The 20,566-nt window shown below is 66.8% G+C and carries 22 protein-coding genes; 8 read left to right on the forward strand and 14 right to left on the reverse strand.

Translation table 11 applies throughout. From position 1 onward, the window contains the following. Position 1: 1 nt before the first annotated feature. The 4 genes from ACTJKQ_RS09490 to ACTJKQ_RS09505 all read right to left on the reverse strand — a co-directional run bounded on the left by ACTJKQ_RS09490 (position 2) and on the right by ACTJKQ_RS09505 (position 2,937). Positions 2 to 952: a peptidoglycan recognition protein family protein gene (locus tag ACTJKQ_RS09490; RefSeq protein WP_440596682.1), complete on the reverse strand. Its 951-nt coding sequence runs from the start codon at positions 950 to 952 to the stop codon at positions 2 to 4. Between the two features lie 214 nt (positions 953 to 1,166). Continuing rightward, positions 1,167 to 1,634, reverse strand: coding sequence for an STY0301 family protein (locus ACTJKQ_RS09495; protein ID WP_395457035.1), 468 nt, complete (start codon positions 1,632 to 1,634; stop codon positions 1,167 to 1,169). Positions 1,635 to 1,639: 5 nt separating this feature from the next. Further along, on the reverse strand, positions 1,640 to 2,020 hold the full coding sequence (locus tag ACTJKQ_RS09500) for a BPSL0067 family protein (RefSeq protein WP_146191169.1): 381 nt from the start codon (positions 2,018 to 2,020) through the stop codon (positions 1,640 to 1,642). 161 nt (positions 2,021 to 2,181) lie between these two features. Beyond that, positions 2,182 to 2,937 (reverse strand): tyrosine-protein phosphatase, encoded by a 756-nt coding sequence (locus tag ACTJKQ_RS09505; protein WP_440596683.1) that lies wholly within the window; start codon positions 2,935 to 2,937, stop codon positions 2,182 to 2,184. Between the two features lie 194 nt (positions 2,938 to 3,131). On the opposite strand from ACTJKQ_RS09505, the gene ACTJKQ_RS09510 reads away from it, so the two are divergent. Continuing rightward, entirely contained in the window at positions 3,132 to 3,962 is an 831-nt protein-coding gene (locus tag ACTJKQ_RS09510; protein WP_440596684.1) for a helix-turn-helix domain-containing protein, read from the forward strand. Here ACTJKQ_RS09510 and ACTJKQ_RS09515 read toward each other — a convergent pair. The 6 genes from ACTJKQ_RS09515 to ACTJKQ_RS09540 form a co-directional block, all read right to left on the reverse strand. After that, complete coding sequence (locus ACTJKQ_RS09515; protein ID WP_440596685.1) at positions 3,923 to 4,261, reverse strand: DUF2834 domain-containing protein; 339 nt, start codon at positions 4,259 to 4,261, stop codon at positions 3,923 to 3,925. The genes ACTJKQ_RS09510 and ACTJKQ_RS09515 overlap by 40 nt on opposite strands. Positions 4,262 to 4,407: 146 nt before the next feature. Further along, positions 4,408 to 4,758, reverse strand: coding sequence for a DUF4124 domain-containing protein (locus ACTJKQ_RS09520; protein WP_440596686.1), 351 nt, complete (start codon positions 4,756 to 4,758; stop codon positions 4,408 to 4,410). A gap of 77 nt (positions 4,759 to 4,835) precedes the next feature. Then, a complete protein-coding gene (locus ACTJKQ_RS09525; RefSeq protein ID WP_440596687.1) occupies positions 4,836 to 5,438 on the reverse strand; it encodes a YbhB/YbcL family Raf kinase inhibitor-like protein in 603 nt (200 codons plus the stop codon). A gap of 115 nt (positions 5,439 to 5,553) precedes the next feature. Beyond that, positions 5,554 to 6,330: a helix-turn-helix transcriptional regulator gene (locus ACTJKQ_RS09530; RefSeq protein WP_116748341.1), complete on the reverse strand. Its 777-nt coding sequence runs from the start codon at positions 6,328 to 6,330 to the stop codon at positions 5,554 to 5,556. An 85-nt stretch (positions 6,331 to 6,415) separates the two neighbouring features. After that, positions 6,416 to 6,619, reverse strand: a complete 204-nt coding sequence (locus tag ACTJKQ_RS09535) for a hypothetical protein (protein ID WP_235511522.1) — start codon at positions 6,617 to 6,619, stop codon at positions 6,416 to 6,418. Positions 6,620 to 6,633: 14 nt separating this feature from the next. Continuing rightward, positions 6,634 to 9,543: a DNA topoisomerase III gene (locus ACTJKQ_RS09540; protein ID WP_440596688.1), complete on the reverse strand. Its 2,910-nt coding sequence runs from the start codon at positions 9,541 to 9,543 to the stop codon at positions 6,634 to 6,636. Between the two features lie 119 nt (positions 9,544 to 9,662). On the opposite strand from ACTJKQ_RS09540, the gene ACTJKQ_RS09545 reads away from it, so the two are divergent. From ACTJKQ_RS09545 to ACTJKQ_RS09560, 4 genes are read left to right on the forward strand one after another with little or no spacing between them, the layout of a single operon-like run. Continuing rightward, a complete protein-coding gene (locus ACTJKQ_RS09545) occupies positions 9,663 to 10,217 on the forward strand; it encodes an SET domain-containing protein (protein WP_440596689.1) in 555 nt (184 codons plus the stop codon). Beyond that, positions 10,214 to 11,068: a biotin--[acetyl-CoA-carboxylase] ligase gene (locus ACTJKQ_RS09550; RefSeq protein WP_056056634.1), complete on the forward strand. Its 855-nt coding sequence runs from the start codon at positions 10,214 to 10,216 to the stop codon at positions 11,066 to 11,068. The genes ACTJKQ_RS09545 and ACTJKQ_RS09550 overlap by 4 nt, the downstream gene beginning before the upstream one ends. A 46-nt stretch (positions 11,069 to 11,114) precedes the next feature. Beyond that, positions 11,115 to 11,840 carry an SPOR domain-containing protein gene (locus tag ACTJKQ_RS09555; RefSeq protein WP_440596690.1) on the forward strand — a complete coding sequence of 242 codons (726 nt, stop codon included), beginning with the start codon at positions 11,115 to 11,117 and terminating at the stop codon, positions 11,838 to 11,840. An 11-nt stretch (positions 11,841 to 11,851) separates the two neighbouring features. Further along, positions 11,852 to 12,595 (forward strand): DUF6882 domain-containing protein, encoded by a 744-nt coding sequence (locus tag ACTJKQ_RS09560; RefSeq protein ID WP_440596691.1) that lies wholly within the window; start codon positions 11,852 to 11,854, stop codon positions 12,593 to 12,595. 31 nt (positions 12,596 to 12,626) lie between these two features. Here ACTJKQ_RS09560 and ACTJKQ_RS09565 read toward each other — a convergent pair whose 3' ends face one another. The 3 genes from ACTJKQ_RS09565 to ACTJKQ_RS09575 all read right to left on the reverse strand — a co-directional run bounded on the left by ACTJKQ_RS09565 (position 12,627) and on the right by ACTJKQ_RS09575 (position 15,952). After that, positions 12,627 to 13,454, reverse strand: coding sequence for an MBL fold metallo-hydrolase (locus ACTJKQ_RS09565; RefSeq protein ID WP_440596692.1), 828 nt, complete (start codon positions 13,452 to 13,454; stop codon positions 12,627 to 12,629). A gap of 291 nt (positions 13,455 to 13,745) precedes the next feature. Beyond that, positions 13,746 to 15,197 (reverse strand): sensor histidine kinase, encoded by a 1,452-nt coding sequence (locus ACTJKQ_RS09570; RefSeq protein ID WP_015016304.1) that lies wholly within the window; start codon positions 15,195 to 15,197, stop codon positions 13,746 to 13,748. Between the two features lie 80 nt (positions 15,198 to 15,277). Continuing rightward, positions 15,278 to 15,952 (reverse strand): response regulator, encoded by a 675-nt coding sequence (locus tag ACTJKQ_RS09575; protein WP_056056624.1) that lies wholly within the window; start codon positions 15,950 to 15,952, stop codon positions 15,278 to 15,280. Between the two features lie 138 nt (positions 15,953 to 16,090). On the opposite strand from ACTJKQ_RS09575, the gene ACTJKQ_RS09580 reads away from it, so the two are divergent. From ACTJKQ_RS09580 to ACTJKQ_RS09590, 3 genes are all read left to right on the forward strand, one after another. Beyond that, positions 16,091 to 16,747 (forward strand): response regulator, encoded by a 657-nt coding sequence (locus ACTJKQ_RS09580; protein WP_260668930.1) that lies wholly within the window; start codon positions 16,091 to 16,093, stop codon positions 16,745 to 16,747. Then, entirely contained in the window at positions 16,744 to 18,156 is a 1,413-nt protein-coding gene (locus tag ACTJKQ_RS09585) for a sensor histidine kinase (protein WP_440596693.1), read from the forward strand. The genes ACTJKQ_RS09580 and ACTJKQ_RS09585 overlap by 4 nt, the downstream gene beginning before the upstream one ends. Before the next feature lie 101 nt (positions 18,157 to 18,257). Continuing rightward, positions 18,258 to 19,469 carry a serine hydrolase domain-containing protein gene (locus tag ACTJKQ_RS09590; protein WP_440596694.1) on the forward strand — a complete coding sequence of 404 codons (1,212 nt, stop codon included), beginning with the start codon at positions 18,258 to 18,260 and terminating at the stop codon, positions 19,467 to 19,469. 24 nt (positions 19,470 to 19,493) lie between these two features. On the opposite strand, the gene ACTJKQ_RS09595 is transcribed toward ACTJKQ_RS09590, so the two are convergent. After that, on the reverse strand, positions 19,494 to 20,420 hold the full coding sequence (locus ACTJKQ_RS09595) for an N-formylglutamate amidohydrolase (protein ID WP_440596695.1): 927 nt from the start codon (positions 20,418 to 20,420) through the stop codon (positions 19,494 to 19,496). Positions 20,421 to 20,566: the final 146 nt, after the last annotated feature.

The following is a 20,566-nucleotide window of genomic DNA, read 5'->3' on the forward strand; positions in this document are numbered from 1 at the left end:
ATCAAGGTTTTGCAAGACCAAATTTTTTACGCAATTGCTCCGCAATGATCATTCCGTAAATTCCTGGGCATGCCCTGCTACTGCCCGCAGCTTGTGCAAATTCCCGATGCCCTCCAAGTCGTTTGATGGGAAAAAATTCGATCAAAGTTTGGACTAATTTTTCCGCTTTGGACATTTGCAGCTCCGATGGCTCATCGTGATTAACCGCGAGTTGATCCTTTTGCACGCCCAAGAACTCAGAAACCCCGGCTCGCACTCCCCTGCTTCGCGTAACGTTTGCGACACCAGGGCCGTGCCGGGATGCCTCACCTCGGACGCTCAAGTCAGCCAGGAAAACCACTCCGATGACACCAGTGTTTCCCCTTTCAATGTGAGCTCCCTTGTGGCGAATATCAAGCGCTTCATAAACCACCCCTCGACAATCGATAGCATAGTGATAGCTAATTTGTCCGAAGCTATTCATATCGATTTTCTCGGCGTTCTTTAGCGCATCAACACCGTTCGCCCCACATGAAAACGAATTGCCTGCATGATGAATGGCGATGGACTGGTAGCTCCAGTCATTCTGGGGAATCTTGGCAGGATTCAAAGCCTGCCACGTTTTTCGTTCAACGATATTTACCCGATCAATGATTACTTGCCTGATTTTCTCTTGATCAGCAACAAGGCATGCTGCGGTGGGATTGAGAATTCTTATAATATTTTGATTCAGGGCCCTGTGAGTCGAACCATGGGGAAGAATGATGGAGTCTGCGGGTGTGACGCCAATCATTTTTTGAAATACATGGATTGCTTGGAGTGTTTCAGGAGAAATTCTGCCATCTTCTTTGATGGGCTGATAGCCGATCTTGCAATTCATATGGCGGTTGAGAGCACGCTGAACCGCTTGTACCTCATGAGGGTTATTTCCGACAGTTTTCCCAATTGGCGAAGTGATTTTAATTTCGGCCATTATTAATATCTTATTAAATGGTGCTCTCTCTCAGAGAGTCTTGGTACGGAGCACTCATCCCTACCAGACGGCTGAGATACAGATTGGCAAATGCCAATCACAAAAAGCTCGACCCCATCAAACAGCCTGTAGGGGATTTTCTGAGAGCCCCAAGGGGCAAGTGATCACTGGGAATACCGCTTTCGGTGTTGTCGAGAGGCATTTGAGCAGCCTGCTACCCTGCGGTGCCTCCGCGGCAGCTCCATCGTTTAAGCACTGGTGGCGAGCTGTTCATGTCGTGCTCGGCAACACAAGACGCAATGTTTTTGTCGAGCGGCTTGGTAGCAGTGGCCGATGTCCCGGCGTATTCACAAGCTACCCAGTAAACGCGGTCGGTCGGAGCTAACAGCCACCGCGAGGTGAGCGTCTTGCCTTTGCGCTGCGCGCTGCTGGGCGCTAGTTGGGCCATCTCCTCTGGTGGCCCCGCGTAGAAGGAAATATTGGCAAGAGGATGCGTGTCGTTGCTGCTGCGGGTTTGCCAATCTGAAATAAGGGCGGGCGAGGGCGTCTGTTGGACCTGAATTGATGGTGGGCAAGCGGTGGCCTTGTGGGCCGCCGCGTTGCCCGGGGCCTCTTGCGCGATGGCAGCGCCGCTCGCGCTCAAAACAATCAGTGAAAGACTTAGGCCAAATTTATTCGTCATACCGATTACTCCACCACCGAGAACGCGTCGCCATTGTTGCTGGGGTCAACATATTTCCCGGTCTTGTCCTTTCCGAGAAACATCAACCGACGCAAGCGGATCGTGCCGCTGCCGGACCATTGATCGACGACCGTGATTCCCGATGCATCCTGAGACACATACAACGCCGCATGGTTGCCAGTGCCCTGGTTTGGGTACTTTCCGTTGACGAAGGTTGCGATGGCAGTGCCCTTTTTGAGCAGCATATTGCCTTTCACAGAGGCCCCTTCTCTCCAGAGCGATGAGGCTGGAGCTCTGGCGTAGTGCTTAACAAGTGCAACGCAGTGGTGCGTGCCCACGAGAGGTTGCTTGGCCAAGGACTCTGGGTTGTCGTAGATGTATGACATTCGTTTGCTGGCAAAGCCGCACAAACACACCTGTCAGGGCTCGTTCAGGCGTTTGGGGCGGCCGAATTCTAGGAGCGCCGCACAGCCGCAAAACGTGACATCGGAAACCGCTTGTGTGCAGATATTGGTGGCCGCTTGCCTGTCTGCGACTTGCACGAGCCCTACTCTGCCTGCAGATACAACTCTGCCAATTCTTTCTGTGCGGCAGCGTCAATACCCAGCACGTCCACCAGATACGCCTGCAGCCCGCCAAAGTCGTTGTTCACCATGTGCAGGGCGGCATCCAGAAACTCTTCCTGAACACGCCACAGCACGCGCAGCACTTCTTCCGGCGCGTGGCTGCCCATGCCCGGTGGGCGCTGGTAGAGCGCGTTGGTGAGCAGGTAGTCGTGCATGACCACATCGCGCGGCACGCCCAGGGTCAGCAGGATGAGGGCGGCGGCAAAGCCGGTGCGGTCTTTGCCAGCGGTGCAATGGAACACGGTGGGTGCATCGCTGGCGAGCAGCAGGCGGAACAGCTCGGCAAAACGTGGGGCGTTGTCGTGCACAAAACCCCGGTAGGTGTCCTGCATCAGGCCCACGGCGTCTTGGGCGGTGAGCTGGCGGCCGGTGCGCTGCAGCTCCAGCGCGCGCTGCACCACGGTGGGTTCGATGTGCAACGGGTGGTAGGTCACGCCGGGCAGTGCGTAGGCATACGCGGCGCTTTCGGCCTGGCCGCGAAAGTCCACCGCGCGGGCCACGCCCAGGTCTGCCAGCAGGGCCTGGTCCTCGGGCGTCAGGCCCGCCAGGTGGTCAGAGCGGAAGATGCGGCGCCATTTCACCGGGCGACCACCGTGGCCGGTGTAGCCGCCGAGGTCGCGGAAGTTGGTGGCGCCTGCGAGGGGGACGGACCGGGTGGGGGCTTGCTCTTGCTGCATGGTGCTTGGCACGGTTGAGTGGTGGGTGGTGGGTGGGGATACGAAAGCAACAAGGATAGTCGGGCACTGCGGCAGCTGCATGTCGCACGGGTGGCTGGAGAAAGTCGAGTACGACGGCTGACTGGCTGACCACCCACCCCGAAAGCCGCCACCTGCGCCACGTCGATATGCAGAATGCGGATATGCAGCGCTTGGTGCCCGTCCCCTCCGATTTGCAGCCCTGGCTGATGGCTGCCGTGGTGGTGGATGCCCCGGCGGCGCTGGCGCAATCGCATTTCCCGGCCATGGTGTCGAGCATGCTGGTGGTGCGGCTGGCCGGGCAGGTGGTGTGCCGGGGCGCGCCCGTGCCGCCATCGGCCTGGATGAGCGCCAGCACCACGGCCACGGTGTATGAACACAGCGGACCGGTGCAGGCCGTGGGGCTGGTGCTGCAGCCTTCGGCAGCGGCGGCGCTGTTCGCCAGCGCGCGCGCGCTGGCGAACACGCTGCGGCCGCTGGCCGAACTGGTGGGCCCCGGGTGGGCCGAGGTGGAACACGCGGTGCGATCGGCGGCGGACGATGGTGCGCGCCTGCAGGTGCTGTGCGACTTCATCCGGCAGTGGGTTGCGCCGCCGTCGCCTTGCGAGGCGCGGCGGCAACAGGCGCTGGCCTTGCTGCATGCAGCCACTGAAAACGCCACGGATACGGTACAGCGTCTGGGTCTGAGCCAGCGGCAGTTTGAGCGGCGCTTTGTGGCGCATTGGGGCATGGCGCCCAAGCAGTTTCAGGTGATTGCACGGCTGAACAGCACGCTGGGCAACGCCCTGGCTGCGCCCGGCGACCCGGTGGTGGGCCTGGCGGTGGACCAGGGCTACTACGACCAGTCGCACATGGCGCGCGATGTGCGCAGGCTGGCGGGCCAGCCGCTACAGGCCCTGGTGCAGGGCAGCCGCAGCGCGGTCAGCGAACACTGGCCCCTGCAAGTGGGCGCGCAGGCGCAGCTGGGTCAGCCGCCGGAGGGATCCGCGTCCCTGCGCAGGCGTTGAGCCAGGTACAGCGGCATCACAAACGCGAGCCCGATACCAAAGCAGGCCGCGATGCAGGCCCAGCGCCACGCGCCCAGGCGGCGGTCGGCCGCCACCCAGGCTGAGAACGCCACGGCGGCCAGGTACACATCGCAGGTGATGCCGGTGGTGAGCGCGTTGGCAAAGGCATCGCGCCAGAAAACATCGGGCATCACGCTGCCACCGGCCAGAAAGTACAGGGTGTTGAAGTACCAGGGGATGGCCAGGCCCAGGGCGGCCAGCAGAACAAGAAAAACGCGCAGGGGTTGGTGGTGGTGCATCGGTGCATGCGGCCCCAAAGAAAGAGAGAGGCCTGGGGTAGTGAATCAATGCACCGATTGAATCCGCGCGGCCCCCTCGCGGGCTAGGAAAAAAACGACATGCCCACCACAGGCCTGCACGCCAACCACAGCTGGCCGCCAGCCGCTTACTGCGCAGGCGGTAGCGACGTGACTGCCCCGTCAACCGGCAGCTCCTGGCTGCCCCGGGGACAGGGCCGGTCGGTGTAGGTGGTGCGGCCGTCCCGCACGCATTTGCGCGGCTGCGGCGCCACGGGCTGGGACGCGCCCGCCGGCGCCGGGCGGGCCTGCGCAGCAGCGGGGCGCTTGTCGGGTGGCAGGGACCCGGGCCCGGGGCGGGTGATCTTTTTCCAGGCCTGTTCGGTCCAGGGTCCGGCCTGGGGCAGCCACTGGTCGGCGGTCCACCACGCCGCTGCTGCGGCGGCCAGCAGCAGTGCGGCCAGAAGGGACCAGAGGGCTCGTTCGCGGGGGCTGCGCATGGGGTGGGCCTGTGATGGGGTGGGTGACTGCCGAGCTTAAAACATCACAGTGCCCCACCCCACCCCACCCCACACCGTCACTGCTGCTTGCCTTGGGCCGCAGGGCGCCCGTAGCGCGCCGTGAGTGTGGCCTTGCCCAGGCTGTTGGCGTTGATCATGTAGCCCGCCAGCGCAGCGGTGGCGTCGGCAGGCAGGTCCAGGCGTGGCACCTTGAGTGCATGCACCGCGAAGATGTAGCGGTGCGGCGCATCCCCCTCGGGCGGGCACGCCCCGCCCCAGGCGGCCACGCCGTAGTCGATGCGCACATGGCTGGCGCCTGCGGGCAGCTTGGCGCCGCCAGCAGCACCGGCGTCGGGCTGCAGCTCGGTGACGCTGGCGGGGATGTTCACCACCGACCAGTGCCACCAGCCCGAGCCTGTGGGGGCGTCAGGGTCATACGCGGTGACGGCAAAGCTCTGCGTGCCTGCAGGCGCACCGTTCCAGCGCAGCGCGGGCGACTGGTTCTCACCTGCGCAGCCGAAGCCCTTGAACTCGAAACGCTGGGGCAAGGTGCCATCCGCCGCAAAGTCGGGGCTGCTGAGCGTGAACGCCTGGGCATGGGCAGCCAATGCCAGGCCGATGGTGGCAAGCGCCGCGATGGAGGTAAAAGCGCGACGGGGGCGTGAAAGTGGGTGGCTCATCCAAAAAGCTCCTTGTAGTAGCGGTGTGAAACAAGGACTTGATGGTGCGGTATGCCACGCCTTCGCACTGGCTCGGCGGCATCAAAGGCTGTGCGCTGTGCGTCAGCCGAAGTAATCAGGGTCTCAGTTGCGAGGGCGGAAAGCCAAAACGTTCGCGGAAGGCCGCGCTGAAGCGGCTGTGCGACTCGTAGCCGCAGCGCGCGGCGATTTCGGACACTTGCAGCGTGGAGCTTTGCAGCAGAACCAGCCCCGTCTCCAGCCGCACATCGCGCAGGCACTGGCTCACGGTTTCGCCCTCTTGTGCCAGGCGGCGCTGCAGGGTGCTGGCGCTGGTGGCAAAGGCAGCGGCGATACGCTCCACCGTCCAGTCAGCCTGCGGGCTGGGGCCCACCAGACGGCGCACCCGGTCGGCCCAGCCCAGCTCGCCGGGCGGGGCGAAGACGATGCCTGCCTCGGCCAGCATCAGCAGCACCTCGAGCGCGCGGTGTTCGCGCAGCGCCTGCGAGCTGGCATCGCTCTCCAGCGCGGCCAGGGCACGCCGGTAACTGTCTTCAAATGCCGCATCGGCCGCCAGGCCCGCACAGCCCTGCACCGCAGGCACGGCCGCAAACTGGCCGAACTGGCGGTGAAACTGCTCCACCAGTTCGGGCGCAAAACACAGCAGTCGCGCCACATAGCGGCCTTGCGGGGCGGGGTCGTTGACCACCTCCCACTGCGCGCCACGCGGCAGCACAAACACCCGCCCGCTGGGATAGCGGTGCGCCCCGCCCGGTGTGACCAGGTGCTTGGTGCCAGAGACCACCCAGCCCACCGAATCCATGCGCACCGTGACAGTGTGGATGCGGTGGTGCACCGTGGTGGCAATCTGCAGCGACAGTGCGGGTTCGACCATCAATCTCTCCCTTGCGGCTCACGTTCCATCATCCGCCCGGCCCCGTGCTGGTTGAAGACGGACTGCGCGCGGTGGCAGCTTGCAGTCAGCGGGTGCGCTCCCGCGTCACGTTCACGTCGATATCGCCAAACACGGTCACGCCGCTCGCGCCCTGGGGCTGCTGCTGGCTGGCGGGGTCGCTGGAGCGCGCAGAGCCTGTGGTGGTGCAACCCCCCAGCGCAGCGGCAACCGCGAGTGCCACCAGCGCGGTGCGGCAGACGCTGCCAGCCATCGACGCGGTAGGTTCCATGTTCGGCGCCTGCATCATTCGCCGCCCAGGTGGTTGCCCAGAATGCCCGCCAGCTCAAACATGCCCGCGCTGTCCTTGCCGAACACGGCGCGCAGCTTGTCGTCAGCGACGATGGTGCGCTTGTCCTTGGGGTCTTGCAGGTTGTGGGCCTTGATGTATTCCCACATCTTCTTCACGGCCTCGGGGCGCGCCACCGGCTCGGTGCCGATCACGGCGGCCAGGGCTGCGCTGGGGGCCTTGCCTGCAGCGGCCTTGCGCGGGGCTTTGGCAGCCGTTGTTTTGGCTGCGGCCTTCTTTGCAGGGGCTTTTTTGGCGGCAGCGCTAGTGGCTTTTGTCTTGGTTGCTATTGTTTTTGAAGCGACGCCTGGACGGGGTGGGAACTTGCTGGGCGCGAATTCAAAGTTGACCTTGCCCGCCTCCTTGTCCCACGCCAGGTGGGCCTTGAAGTTGCGGCGCGTGCGCATGCTCACGAACTTGTCGAGCAGGTCGGTCTTGCCGGTCTCCAGCAGCTTGTGCATCTGCTCGCGCTCCACGGGCTGCTGCAGGATGATCTTGCCGCTCTTGAAGGTGCAGCTGGGCGTCGGCTGCGCCGCGGTAGGCACGGCCTTGCTGCACACATAGTTGCTGCCGTGTTCATGCACTTCCGATCCGCAGATGGGGCAGGGGCCGAGCGCGGCGTCTTCAAACTCCACGATCTCGCCGGACTCTTCGCCCTTCTTGTCGTCACCAAAGTCGAATTCGAGCTTGTAGTTGTGCGCCTCGTCGTCGTACTTGATGACGATCTCGGACGTGAAGGGCCAGCCCGCCTTGGAGCGGAAGCCCTCCAGCGGGCCGATCTTCTTGTCCCGCAGCAGGGCGTTGGCCTCTGCCGTCTCGAACGTGCGGCCTGCGGGTGATTTGCCGAAGCTGAATCCACAAGGCTCCGCGCCCGCCTTGCCCACACAGGCAAAGCGGCGGTAGTTTTCCTTCACCACGCCGCCGCAGTTGGGGCAGGGCGATTCAAGCGTGGCGTAGTCGCCGGGGATGGTGTCGCGGTCGTATTCCTTGGCCTTCTTGACCATGCGCTCGGTCATGGCGGCGATCTCGGCCATGAAGGCTTCGCGGCTCAGTTGGCCCTTTTCCATTTGCGAGAGCTTGTACTCCCACTCGCCGGTCAGGTCGGCACGGCAGAGTTCTTCCACTTCCAGACCGCGCAGCAGCGTCATGAGCTGGAAGGCCTTGGCCGTGGGGATGATTTCGCGGCCCTCGCGCAGCATGTACTTTTCGGTCAGCAGGCCTTCGATGATGGCCGCGCGTGTGGCTGGGGTGCCCAGGCCTTTTTCCTGCATGGCTTCGCGCAGTTCGTCGTCGTCGATCTGCTTGCCCGCGCTTTCCATGGCGCCCAGCAGCGTGGCTTCAGAGTAGCGGGCGGGGGGCTTGGTCTTGAGGCCCTTGGGGTCGGCGGCCAGGGTGTTGACGCTCTCGCCGGGCTTCACCGGCACCAGGTTCTGGCCCTTGTCGCCGTCCTTGCCACCTTCCACTTCGTCGGCCGCTTCCTTGCCATAGATGGCCAGCCAACCCGGCTTGACCAGCACCTTGCCTTCGGTCTTGAAGCTGTGCGGGGCCACGGTGCTGATGCGCGTGGTCACCGTGTATTCAGCGCTGGGGAAGAACACCGCCATGAAGCGGCGCACGACCAGGTCGTACAGCTTTTGCTCGGCTTCGCTCAGGCCGCTCGGTGCCTGCAGGGTGGGGATGATGGCGAAGTGATCGCTGACCTTGCTGTTGTCAAAGATGCGCTTGGACGGGCGCACGTAGTTGTTGTTCAGCGCCGTGAGCGCGTGCGGCGCCAGATGCCGCATGCCGCTGTCGGCCAGCATTTCAAAGGTCTGCTTGGCCACCGGCAAATAGTCTTCCGGCAGCGCGCGCGAGTCGGTACGTGGGTAGGTCAGGGCCTTGTGGCGCTCATACAGGCTTTGCGCCAGGGCCAGCGTGGTCTTGGCCGAGAAGCCGAACTTGCCGTTGGCCTCGCGCTGCAGGCTGGTCAGGTCGAACAGCAGGGGCGATGCCTGTGTGGTGGGCTTGCTCTCTTCGGTGACCGTGGCCTGCTTGCCGCGCACGGCGTTGGCTATTGACTGTGCCTCGGCGGCGGACCAGACGCGGTCCGCGCGCATTTCCACATCCTCTCCCTTCTTCCACTTGGGGTCGAACCACTTGGCGGGGTACTCGCCGGCTTCCGCGCCAAAGGTGGCGTGGATTTCCCAATAGTCGCGGCTGATGAACTTGCGGATCTTTTCCTCGCGCTCCACCACCAGCGACAGCGTGGGCGTCTGCACCCGGCCCACGGTGGTCAGGAAGAACCCACCATCGCGCGAGTTGAACGCCGTCATGGCCCGCGTGCCATTGATGCCCACCAGCCAGTCGGCCTCGGAGCGGCTGCGGGCCGCGCTGGCCAGGCCCGCCATCTGCTGCTCGGTGCGCAGCGCATCAAAGCCGTCGCGGATGGCCTGGGGCGTCATGGACTGCAGCCACAGGCGCTTGACCGGTTTGCCCAGAGGCTTGGCGCCACCGGCGTACTGTTCGATCAGGCGGAAGATCAGCTCTCCCTCGCGGCCCGCGTCGCAGGCGTTGATGAGCTGTGTCACGTCCTTGCGCTTGGCCTGCTTGACCACCGCGTTCAGGCGGCTCTTGGTCTTGTCCACGGGCTTCAGGTCAAAGTACGGCGGGATCACAGGCAGGTGCGCAAAGCTCCACTTGCCGCGCTTCACGTCAAACTGCTCGGGGGCCTGGATCTCCACCAGGTGGCCCACGGCGCTGGTGACTACATAGCGGTCATTCTCGAAGTGGTCTTCGTGCTTCTCGAACTTGCCCGCCACGGGGGTCAGCGCGCGCACGATGTCTTGCGCCACCGAGGGTTTCTCTGCAATTACCAGGGTCTTGGTCATTTTTTGGTTTCTCGCCAGTCTGGCTGTCCGGCATCCGGCCGGTCGCTTCTACAATTCGTTGCCTCACGCGTACACGCGCACGCGCATGTGTGCATATTCAAGTTAACAGAGTTTTTGCCATGCCCCGCACCGCACCGCCTGCAACCCCGACCCCCGCGCAGGGCCGTCGCATCCAGACCCGGCGCTCGGGCGTACATGGCAAGGGCGTGTTTGCCGTGCAGGATATTGCAGAGGGCGAAGTCCTTGTGGAGTACACGGGCGAAGTGATCGGCTGGCAAGAGGCGCAGGACCGGCACCCGCACGACCCGCTGCAACCCAACCACACGTTCTACTTCCATGTGGATGAAGACCATGTGATCGACGCAAAGTTCGGTGGCAATTCGTCGCGCTGGATCAACCACAGCTGCAACCCCAACTGCTACGCCGACGAGCGGGACGGCCGCATTTTCATCACCGCGCTGCGCAACATCAAGGCGGGCGAAGAGCTCAACTACGACTACGGCCTGATCATTGAAGAGCGCTACACCCCGAAGCTCAAGGCCGAATACCCCTGCTGGTGTGGCAGCCCCGACTGCCGGGGCACGCTGCTGGCGCCCAAGCGCGGCTGGGCACCTCCCGTGCCGCTGCCGCCGTCCAAACCTTCCGCCAAGGCCGCCAAAAAGGCCCGGCGATGAATGCCCCCATCCGCTGGCCTGCCGAGGCCGTCTGGGAAGCGGTGTCACCGCTGTTACCGGGCTTTACCGTCGAGGTGCTGCCCACCATCGACTCCACCAACACCGAATTGATGCGTCGTGCGCGCAACGGCCAGTGCGAGCCCACCTTGCTGGTGGCCGAGCAGCAGACTGCCGGGCGCGGGCGGCTGGGGCGGGTGTGGCAAAGCGATGTGGGGGCTTCTCTCATGATGTCCTTGGGACTGCCGCTGGCCCCCCAGGACTGGTCCGGCCTGTCGCTCGCCGTGGGGGTGAGCGTGGCCGAAAGCCTGCAGCCCGTGCTGCCTGCGCTGGGGGCGGGGCAGCCTGCGCGTGTGGGGCTCAAGTGGCCCAACGACCTGTGGCTGGGCGGCGCGGCGGGCGACCGCAAGCTGGGTGGCATCCTGGTGGAGACGGCCAGTTTTGTGGCACCCCAGGCTGTGGCTTCGCAGGCCAGCACCAGCACCGCGCGCTATGTGGTGGTGGGCATTGGCATCAACGTGCTGCCGCGCAGCCCCGAGGGCATGAGCATGCCCCCCGGCAGCCTTCAGGAGGTTGAGCCGGGGCTGGACGCACCCACCGCCCTGCTGCGCATCGTGCCGCCGCTGGTGGCCATGCTGCAGTCGTTTGCGGGCTATGGGTTTGCGCCCATGCAGCCCCGCTTTGCGGCACGTGATGTGCTGCAGGGCCGCGCGGTGACGCTGAGCGACGGCCACACCGGCACCGCGCATGGCGTGGGCGATGATGGCGCGCTGCTGGTGCACACAGCCGGTGGCATGCAGGCCATCACCAGTTCTGAAATCAGCGTCCGGCCGGCGGCAGTGCCACCGGTGTGAGACAGCTTCCTCTTCCGATGCGAGTGTTCTTGAAAGGCCGCGCCCCATGCTCCGTCTTGCCGTGATCGTGCTGCTGCTGGCCAACGCGGGCTACTACGCGTGGTCTCAAGGGCTGCTGCGCCAGTTTGGCTATGCGCCGCAAGAGCAGTCCGAGCCCCAGCGCATGAACCAGCAGATCCGGCCCGAGACGCTGCAGATCCTGAAGGTCAACCCCAGCAAGACCTCCTCTGCCGCGCCTCCCTCCCCCACTTCCCCCTCCCAGGCCACCGCCGCCAACGACTCCCCCACCCCCGCCTCCACACCGGCTGCCCCGGCCCCCGCAGAATCTGCCGAGTGCCTGCAGGCCGGCGTGTTCGACGACCGTCAGGCCGAAGTGCTGCGCACGGCGGCTGCTGGCTTGCCCTCAGGCAGCTGGACGCTGGAGCCCACGCCCGTGCCGGGCCGCTGGATGGTCTACATGGGGCGCTTTGACGACGTGGAAACACTGGACCGCAAACGTGCCGAGCTGCGCGCCCGCAAGGTGGACCACGACCGCGCCGGGGGCACGCTTGAACTGGGCTTGTCGCTGGGCCGCTTTGCATCGAAAGAGGCGGCCGAGCGCGAGCTGGCCAACCTTGGCAACAAAGGCGTGCGCACGGCGCGCGTGATCCAGGAGCGCGCCGAATCCCCCGGCTTCACGCTGCGCCTGTCCGCCGTGAACGACGCGCTGCGGGCACAGCTGGATGTGCTGCGCACGGCCATGGCGGGCAAGACGCTGCGCACCTGCGGCTGAGCACCTTCACCATGAACGAAGAGCCGACATCCATCCAGTGCGGCGAGCACGGAGAGGCCGCGCCCACCTACGTGTGCGGCCACCTGTGCCGCCACCCGGTGCAGCGCTGGTTTTGCGATGCGCCGTCGCCAGAGACCCCTTACCCGGACGCCTGGTGTGCGAGCTGCCATACCGAGCTGCTCAAGACAGGCGGCGAGTGGAACGAACACAACGCGGACTGCCTGGACCTCCAGATCCTGTGCCACCACTGCTACCAGGACGCCATGGCACGCAGCGTGGAGGCCCTGGACGGTGATGCCGAAGCCGCCTGGATCGATGCGGTGACACAGGGCCACCATGCGCTGCGGGACAAGCAGCGCGCGCTGGAGCAGGACCACGGCATTTCGCACTTTGAACGCTGGGACTACGACCAGGCGGCAGGCACCTTGACCTTTTCAGACGGCGGTGTGCCCCGTCTGGTGGCTGACATCGAGTTCATCGGCTCCGTGTCGGAGGCCAGCGGCACCTGGCTGTGGGCCTGGGCCAATTTCCACAACGAGGCCCCGGTGGTGTCGCGCATCGCTGCGGTGCGGGAGTGGGGCGAAGCCCAAGGCTTCCTGCACCTCACGGTGCCGCTGTGGAAGGGCGATGCCACCGATGGCTGGGAGCTGTCGGGCGTGGCCGCGCAGGTGCTGGGCGCCCAGGGCGTGTACCGCGTGCCCACGGGCCGGGGCTTTTTGTACATGGCCCTGATGTCGGTGCAGCGCGTGGCGTGAGCACGGTTGCTGCGCCAACCCCGGTGCAGCGCTATGGCAACGGTATGGCGCGCGTCTCGCCCTGCCGCATGAGCCAGACGCGGTCCAGCGGCAGGCCACGCTGCGCGAGCGCGGCGGCCAGGTCGCGCGGCGGGTGGTCGAAGGCCTCCTGCGTCAGCATGAACGTGCCCCAGTGCACACCCATGGCCTGCCTGGCTTCCACGTCCAGCATGAGCTGCACGGCGTCCTCGGGGTTCACGTGCATGGGCTTCATGAAGTCGCGGGGCAGATAGGCGCCGATGGGCAATGCGAGAAAGTCCACCGGCCCCAGGCGCTGGCGGATGGCCTTGAAGTCTTCGCTGTAGCCCGTGTCGCCCGGGAACAGAAAGCGCCAGGGCGCAGCCGCCTGCGGGCGCGCCCATTCCAGCAGGTACCCACCCCACAGCGAGGCATTCGTATCCCACGGGGTGCGGCGGCTCCAATGCTGCGACGGCGTGAACACCACGCGCACGCCGGGGGCGATGTCGGCGTGCTCCCACCAGTTCAGCGCGGTGACGGAGCCCATGCCCCGCTGTGTGAACCAGTCGGCCAGCCCCAGCGGCACCACAAAGCGGGGCGACTGGCCCGCGTTGCGCAGGCGGCGCAAGGTGCCGTAGCACAGGTGGTCGTAGTGGTTGTGCGAGATCAGCACCACATCGATGGGCGGCAGGTCCTCGGGCGCCATGGGCGCAGGCACACGGCGCGGGGCACCGAAGCGGCCCAGGGGGCCCGCAAAATCGCACAGCGTGGGGTCGATCAGCACGTTGAGGCCCGCCACCTGCAGCAGCATGGAGACATGGCCCAGCCAGGTGATCACGGGGGCCTGCTGGCGCTGTGCCATGCGCGCGGGGTCCACCGGCTGCGTCCATTGCCGGGCAAAGGCCTCATAGCCGCCCGGAGGCTCGCTGNGCCGCGCAGCGAGCGCCAGACCATTTCGTACCAGGGGAAGTTGCCGATCACCACGTCAGGGTGCGTGTTGGCAAAGCGGCGGGGCGGTGAGGTCATGGGGGCTGCGTCCGTGCAAAAAGATCGGGCCAAGCTACGAGGCCGCATGATGCCGGATGACCCGTGCTGCGGCGGGTTGCCGGCGCATCAACCCTGCAGCGCGACGGCCTTGTCTTCTGCCACAGGGTCAGCTGCCCGCCACCACGTCCCGCGCCGCAAACCGCACGCTGAAGCGCGCGCCGGGCGGGGTCTGGCCAGGCCGTGCGTCTTCAAGGGTGACCTCGGCATCGTGCTTGCTGGCGATCTCCAGCACGATGGGCAGGCCCAGGCCGGAGCCGTCGGCCTCGCTGCCCAGGGCGCGGTAGAACGGCTGGAACACCAGCTCGCGCTCGGCCTCGGGCACGCCGGGGCCGGAGTCCTCGACCTGCAGCAGCAGCACATGGCCGAAGGTGTCGGCCAGCACGCGGGCGGTGACCACGCCGGGCTTGTCGGGCGTGGAGGGCGTGTAGTTGATGGCGTTGTCCACCAGGTTGCGCACCAGCTCCTTGAGCAGCGTGGGGTTGCCGTCGATCAGCACGCCCGGCGATCCAGGCTCGGCGCCGTCGTAGCCCAGGTCGATGTGCTTGTCGAGCGCACGGGGCACCGAGTCGCGCACCACCTCGATCACCAGGCGCGCCAGGTCGCAGGGCTGGCGGGCAATGCCCACGCCGCTGCCCTCGGCCCGCGCCAGCGCCAGCAGCTGGTTGACGGTGTGTGTGGCGCGGATGCTGGAGCGCCCGATCTGCTGCAGCGAGCGCTTGAGCTCTTCGGTGCTGGTGCCTTCGCGCTGGGCCAGGTCGGCCTGCATGCGCAGGCCCGCCAGCGGGGTCTTGAGCTGGTGCGCGGCATCGGCCAGAAAGCGTTTTTGCGTGGCCAGCGAATCGTTCAGCCGCGTGAGCAGGTCGTTGACGGACGACACCAGTGGCGCCACTTCGAGCGGCACGGTGCGGTCGTCCAGCGGCGAGAGGTCGTCGGGGTTGCGCGCGCGGATGCGCTGCTCCAGCTGGTTGAGCGGCTGGATGCCCCGCGCCAGCGCCAGCCAGACCAGCAGCACCGCCAGCGGCAGGATGACGAACTGCGGCAGCATCACGCCCTTGATGATTTCGGTGGCCAGCACGCTGCGTTTTTCGCGCGTCTCGGCCACCTGGACCAGCGCCACCGGCGTGTCTTTCAGCGGCAGGCGCACCCAGATGTAGGCCACGCGGATGTCGATGCCGCGCATCTCGGCATCGCGCAGCCGCACCTCGCCCGACAGGGGCACCTCGTCGCTGGGGGGCTCGGGCAGTTCGCGCTCGCCCGAGAGGAACTCGCCGCCCGGGCCGATGACCTGGTAGTACACGATGTCGGAGTCGTCAGCGCGCAGGATCTCGCTGGCGGGCTGGGGCAGGTTGAACTGGGCCTTGTCGCCCACCACGCTCACCAGCTGGGCGAGGGCGTGGGCGTTGTATTCCAGCGCCCGGTCAAACGGCTTGTTGGCCAGGCCCTGCGCCACCAGCCAGGTCAGCGCCAGGCTCACAGGCCACAGCAGCAGCAGCGGCGTGAGCATCCAGTCCAGGATTTCGCCGAACAGGGAGCGCTGCTCGCGCTGGAAGATCTTCACAGCGGCCGCCGTGGCATTTTTGAAGCCAAAACACCCGATAGCGCCAGATTCATATGCACAAGCCGCTATCGTTTTGATAGTTAATTGGGGATCTTCTCAAGGCAGTAGCCCAGGCCGCGCACGGTAGCGATGCGGATGGGCCCGCCTTCGATCTTCTTGCGCAGGCGGTGGATGTAGACCTCGATGGCGTTGTTGCTCACCTCCTCGCCCCACTCGCACAGGCGCTCCACCAGCTGCTCCTTGCTCACCAGGCGGCCGGCGCGCTGCAGCAGCACCTCCAGCAGGCCCAGCTCGCGGGCGGACAGCTCGATCATCTTGCCGTCGATGGTGGCCACGCGGCCGGCCTGGTCGTACACCAGCGGGCCGTGCTTGATGGCGCTGCTGGTGCCGCCCATGCCCCGGCGCGTGAGGGCACGCACGCGGGCTTCGAGCTCTTGCAGGCTGAAGGGCTTGGCCATGTAGTCGTCGGCGCCAAAGTCCAGGCCCTTCACGCGTTCTTCCACGCTGTCTGCGGCGGTGAGGATGAGCACCGGAAGGGCGGAGCCCCGGCCGCGCAGCTTTTTCAGCACCTCCAGCCCATGCATCTTGGGCAGGCCCAGGTCCAGGATGAGCAGGTCGAACTCGTTGTTGGTCATGAGCGCCGCGTCGGCCTCGCTGCCGCTGGCGACATGGTCCACCACGGCGCCCGAGGCACGCAGCGTGCGCAGCAGGCCATCGGCCAGCACCTGGTCGTCTTCGGCAATGAGGATGCGCATGCGGACTGTCTCCTTGGGTGGTGCGGCCCGTGGGCGGGCCTGTGTCGTCATTGTCTGCCTGTGCGAGGATTTTAGGCGCCAGCTCCCTGTCTGGCGCCTTTGGCTGGCTGCAAGCTTGGGACACGGAAAATGGCGGCCATGCACATCCTGCTCATCGAAGACGACCTGGACCTGGGCCAGGCCCTGCTGCAAGCCCTGCAGCAGGGCGGCTTCACGGTGCAATGGCTGCGCAGCGTGGCCGCCACGCCGCCCCTGCCCGACGCCAACGAGGTCGCCGCCGTGCTGCTGGACCTGACCCTGCCCGACGGTCAGGGCATGGCGTTGCTGCGTCGCTGGCGCCGCGCGGGCCTCAGCCTGCCGGTGATCGTGATCACAGCCCGCACCGCCTTGCAGGACCGGCTTGACGGCCTGGACGGCGGTGCCGACGACTACGTGCTCAAGCCCTTCGATGTGCCCGAGCTGCTGTCGCGCTTGCACGCCGTGTTGCGGCGCAGTGCGCGCCAGGCCAGCGAGGAGTGGACGCTGGGCGCGCTGCGCGTGGCGCCCCGGCGGCACGAGGCCTGGGTGGGCGACGAGCCCCTGGCGCTGTCACCGCGCGAGTTCCGGCTGCTGGTGGAGCTAGCGCGCGAACCCGGCAAGGTGGTGGCCAAGAACGTGCTTGCACAGCGGCTCGAACCCCTGGGCGACGCGCTGGATGCCGCCACACTGGAGGTGCATGTCTCCAACCTGCGCAAGAAGATCGGCGCAGAGCGCGTGGTCACGGTGCGTGGCGTGGGCTACCGGCTGCAGCCATGACACCACCGACCGAAACCCCCGCGCCCCCACGCGGCTGGTGGGGCCCGAGCCTCATGCGCCGCACCCTGCTGGCACTGCTCGCGGCCATGGCGCTGGTGTGGCTGGTGCTGCTGGGCCAGGCGGCCATCACCCACTACCGCGCCATGGACACCAACCCCGGCGTGCGCCAGCTCGCGCAGGGGCTGGCAGGGGCGCTGGCCACGCTGGAGCAACCCGCCGAGGCCCGCGCGCTGGTGCACGGCATGGCCCACACCCTCAACGCCATGCGCGCCGATGTGGACTTGCTGCAGGGCACCTCGGTGCTGCTGCAGCTGCAGGACCGCACAGGCCAGCTTCTGCATAGCAGCACGGCCGGTGTGCGCGCCGTGGTGCTGGCAGGCGACGCGGGCCATGCCGCGATGGACGTGGCCGGCACACCCCATTGGGTGGCCTGGGAAAGCACGGGCCCCTGGCGCGTGGTGGTGGCCGAGCCCCGCCTGGCCGATGCACGGCTGCTGGGCTTCATGGGCGAAGACCTGGCGGCCTCGGTGCTGCTGGCGCTGCCGCTGGTGGGCCTGCCGCTGTGGCTGGCCGTGCGCACCGGGCTGCGCCCGCTGGCGCGGCTGGATGCCCAGATCGCCGCCCGCTCGGCCCACGACCTGCGGCCGCTGCAGCACCTGCCGCCCCAGCGCGAGCTGCACGGCCTGGCCCAGTCGTTCGACCAGCTGCTGGCCCGCCTGCGCGTCCACCTGACGCGCGAAAAGGCCCTGGTGCACGACGCGGCCCACGAGCTGCGCACGCCCATGGCCGTCATCGCCACCCAGGCCCATGTGCTGGCGCAAGCCCCCGAAGGCCCCGCACGCGCGCAGGCCAGCGAGGCGCTGACGCGCGCCGTGCAGCGCGCCGCGCACCTGAGCGAACAGCTGCTCATGCTGGCAGCCCTGGAAGAAGCCCCCGCGCTGCACCCCGCCGCGCCCCAGGACCTGATGGCGCTGCTGCAGGACTGCCTGGCCGAGCGCGCGGGCTGGGCCGAGGGTCTGGGCGTGGAGCTGTCTCTGGACGGCCCGGACACTCTGGAGCTGCCGTTGGACCGACAGCTGCTCTGGTCCGCCCTGGGCAATGTGCTGGACAACGCGCTCAAGCACGGCTGCGGCCCGGGCGCGGGGCGCGAGGTGCAGTTGCGGGTGCGGCAGGAGGGCGGCGACGTGGTGGTCTGGATTGCCGACGACGGCCCGGGCATAGCGGCCGGTGAGCGGGACCGGGTGTTCGAGCGTTTCTGGCGCTCGCCACGCGCGCGCAGCAGCGGATCGGGCCTGGGGCTCACCATTGCGCAGCAGGCCATCGGCCACCTGGGCGGGCAGGTCCGCCTGGGGCCGGGGCTGCACGGGCGGGGCGTGGGCTTCACGCTGCGCTGGCCGGTGGCGGGCTGACAACCCGTAGCCCGCAGCCGTCATTCCCCACACAGATCTTTGGGTTCGCCCAAGGTTGGCGTTTCAACAATCCCGGCATCTTCTTCACTTCACGAGATGCCATGAACCCTACCCACCTTGTTACCCCTTCCACGGCGCGCAGCGCCCTCCTCCTCTCGCGCCGCCACTGGCTGGCCGCCGCAGGTCTGTCCACGCTGGGCATTGTGCTCACCGCCTGCGGTGGGGGCGACGACGACGGCCCCCGCGAAGCCCACAAGCGGGTGCAGACTCTGGCCCAAGGGCTGGTGAAGCAGGGCGTGGTGGGAGCCGCAGCCGGGTGGGCGGACCCGCACCAGGTCCTCACAGCCGTCGCGGGGCTGCGCCGCCTGGGTGGCAATGCGCCCCTGGCCACGGGCGACCTGATGGCCATCGGCTCCAACACCAAGGCCATGACGGCCTGCGCGGCCGCGAGCGTGGTTGACCAGGGCCTGCTGCGCTGGGACAGCACGCTGGCCCAGACGTTGCCCGAGCTGGCGCAGAGCGCCTTGCCCGCCTACCAGCAGATCACGCTGCGCGACCTGCTGGACCATCGCGCCGGGGTGATGGGTTTTTCAGCCATCGAAGACGTGGACCTGTTCGTGAATGCAGTGGGCCCTGAGGTGCTGGCGCGCTGGCAGCAACCTGCGGAGGCGGAGGCGTTCTTCCTGCAGTGGCTGCTGCGCCAGCCGCCCGTTCGCGGCACGGGCGCAGACCCGGGCTTTGCCTACTCCAACGCAGGCTATGCGCTGGCGGCCCGCATGCTGCGCGCGGCCACGGGTCTCGGGTGGGAGGATTTGCTGCGCCAGCGCGTGGCCCAGCCCCTGGGTCTTTCGCTCTTTGTGGGAGAGCCGATGCGTGCCGGGAGCCAGCAGCCCGCCGGGCATGAAATCCTGGACGGGCGGCTGCAGCCCCTGCCGCTGGCCGAGGCGCCGGAACGTGTGTGGCTGGAGGTCTTGGACCCGGCAGGCGCCGTGAGCCTGACGGTGGAGAAGGACGCACGGTGGCTGCAGTGGCATCTGCGGGCATTGCGCGGCGAAGCCACCCCCTTGCCGCGCAGCTACGTGAAGGGTCTTCAGGACCTGGGGCACGCCCCCGCAGGCCGCTATGGCCTGGGTTGGCTGGTGCATGCGGCGCACGGCACGGGCTGGTTGCTGCACAACGGCCAGGACGCGGGCTTTCAGGCCATGTCGGTGGTCGCACTCGATGGTTCGCGCGCGGGCCTGGCCCACAGCAACATCGCCACGGCAGAGAGCATGGGCCTGCTCTACGAAGGGGTCTCCACGCTGGTGGCCTGAGCCCGCCGGGCCTGCGTCGGGTGCTCAGCGCGGATCGTGTGCCAGCAGCCTCTGCACCAGGGTCTTGAGGTCCGCCTGCAGCCGCGCCATGCCCTCGGGCATCTGGGCGAGCGTCTGCTCGTCCATGTAGAGCTTGCGGTTGATCTCGACCTGGATGCTGTGGCGGTGCTGCGCGGGGTTGCCGTAGCGGCGCACCAGCTCCACGCCCTTGTAGGGGTGGTTGTATTCGACGCTGTAGCCGCATGCGCGCAGGTGCTCGCAGATCAGTGCCGACAACGCCGGGCTGGCGGTGGTGCCATCGCGGTCGCCCACCACAAAGTCGGCATGTTCCAGCCCCGGAAACTCGGTGGCAAAGCGCCCGGCCACGGCGGGCATGGAGTGGCAGTTGAGGTGGATGCTGTAGCCGTGGCGCGCATGGGCGGCGTCAATGGCCTGGGCCACGGCGGCGTGGTACGGGCGCCAGCAGCGGTCGATGCGCGCACGCACCTCGGCCACGGTGAGCTGGCGCTGGTAGATGGGTTCGCCCTGGTCGGTGAACTTCCAGATCAGCCCCTTGCCCAGGCGCACCTTGCTGAGCACCTTGGGGTCGGTGGAGATGGGGTCGGGCCAGTCGCCATCGAGCAGGCTGGTGTCCAGCTCGGTCGTATCGCGGTTGGCGTCCAGGTAGATGCGGGGGAAGTGGGCCTCGACCCAGGCCACGCCGAGCGCGGGGGCAAAGGCGTAGATCTTTTCGACGTGCGTGTCTTCGGCCCGGCGCAGCGTGGCCAGGTCGAGGGCGGAACCAAAGTCGTCGGGGTACCGGGTGCCGCTGTGGGGGGAGTCGAGCACCAGCGGTGTGCTGCCGGGCACCCCAGTGACGGTGGCGGGTTGGGTGGCAAGCCCCGGCGAGCCGGTGACGCCGGGCTGGGCCTGCTGGAAGCGGTGGTGGATCAGTTTCAAGGCTGCATGCATAGGCAGAGTGTGCGCAAAGGAGGGCGGCTGGCCTAGCCGCCCAGACCGGGATGTGACTATGGTTATCCCTGAGACCTTGAGCAGGTCCGGGAAGCAGGCTTGCCTGCGTTGTCTCACCATCCCAGCTGTGGCCGTCCCCGGGCCCA

This window comes from Acidovorax sp. 22279 (genome assembly GCF_052045435.1).
Taxonomy (GTDB): domain Bacteria; phylum Pseudomonadota; class Gammaproteobacteria; order Burkholderiales; family Burkholderiaceae_C; genus Acidovorax; species Acidovorax delafieldii.

Excerpts from the sequence above, each read along its gene's own strand:
- ACTJKQ_RS09490 (WP_440596682.1), bottom strand. The coding sequence starts at position 952 with ATGGCCGAAATTAAAATCACTTCGCCAATTGGGAAAACTGTCGGAAAT.
- ACTJKQ_RS09495 (WP_395457035.1), bottom strand. The coding sequence starts at position 1,634 with ATGACGAATAAATTTGGCCTAAGTCTTTCACTGATTGTTTTGAGCGCG.
- ACTJKQ_RS09500 (WP_146191169.1), bottom strand. The coding sequence starts at position 2,020 with ATGTCATACATCTACGACAACCCAGAGTCCTTGGCCAAGCAACCTCTC.
- ACTJKQ_RS09505 (WP_440596683.1), bottom strand. The coding sequence starts at position 2,937 with ATGCAGCAAGAGCAAGCCCCCACCCGGTCCGTCCCCCTCGCAGGCGCC.
- ACTJKQ_RS09515 (WP_440596685.1), bottom strand. The coding sequence starts at position 4,261 with ATGCACCACCACCAACCCCTGCGCGTTTTTCTTGTTCTGCTGGCCGCC.
- ACTJKQ_RS09520 (WP_440596686.1), bottom strand. The coding sequence starts at position 4,758 with ATGCGCAGCCCCCGCGAACGAGCCCTCTGGTCCCTTCTGGCCGCACTG.
- ACTJKQ_RS09525 (WP_440596687.1), bottom strand. The coding sequence starts at position 5,438 with ATGAGCCACCCACTTTCACGCCCCCGTCGCGCTTTTACCTCCATCGCG.
- ACTJKQ_RS09530 (WP_116748341.1), bottom strand. The coding sequence starts at position 6,330 with ATGGTCGAACCCGCACTGTCGCTGCAGATTGCCACCACGGTGCACCAC.
- ACTJKQ_RS09535 (WP_235511522.1), bottom strand. The coding sequence starts at position 6,619 with ATGGAACCTACCGCGTCGATGGCTGGCAGCGTCTGCCGCACCGCGCTG.
- ACTJKQ_RS09540 (WP_440596688.1), bottom strand. The coding sequence starts at position 9,543 with ATGACCAAGACCCTGGTAATTGCAGAGAAACCCTCGGTGGCGCAAGAC.
- ACTJKQ_RS09545 (WP_440596689.1), top strand. The coding sequence starts at position 9,663 with ATGCCCCGCACCGCACCGCCTGCAACCCCGACCCCCGCGCAGGGCCGT.
- ACTJKQ_RS09550 (WP_056056634.1), top strand. The coding sequence starts at position 10,214 with ATGAATGCCCCCATCCGCTGGCCTGCCGAGGCCGTCTGGGAAGCGGTG.
- ACTJKQ_RS09555 (WP_440596690.1), top strand. The coding sequence starts at position 11,115 with ATGCTCCGTCTTGCCGTGATCGTGCTGCTGCTGGCCAACGCGGGCTAC.
- ACTJKQ_RS09560 (WP_440596691.1), top strand. The coding sequence starts at position 11,852 with ATGAACGAAGAGCCGACATCCATCCAGTGCGGCGAGCACGGAGAGGCC.
- ACTJKQ_RS09565 (WP_440596692.1), bottom strand. The coding sequence starts at position 13,454 with ATGGCACAGCGCCAGCAGGCCCCCGTGATCACCTGGCTGGGCCATGTC.
- ACTJKQ_RS09575 (WP_056056624.1), bottom strand. The coding sequence starts at position 15,952 with ATGCGCATCCTCATTGCCGAAGACGACCAGGTGCTGGCCGATGGCCTG.
- ACTJKQ_RS09580 (WP_260668930.1), top strand. The coding sequence starts at position 16,091 with ATGCACATCCTGCTCATCGAAGACGACCTGGACCTGGGCCAGGCCCTG.
- ACTJKQ_RS09585 (WP_440596693.1), top strand. The coding sequence starts at position 16,744 with ATGACACCACCGACCGAAACCCCCGCGCCCCCACGCGGCTGGTGGGGC.
- ACTJKQ_RS09590 (WP_440596694.1), top strand. The coding sequence starts at position 18,258 with ATGAACCCTACCCACCTTGTTACCCCTTCCACGGCGCGCAGCGCCCTC.
- ACTJKQ_RS09595 (WP_440596695.1), bottom strand. The coding sequence starts at position 20,420 with ATGCATGCAGCCTTGAAACTGATCCACCACCGCTTCCAGCAGGCCCAG.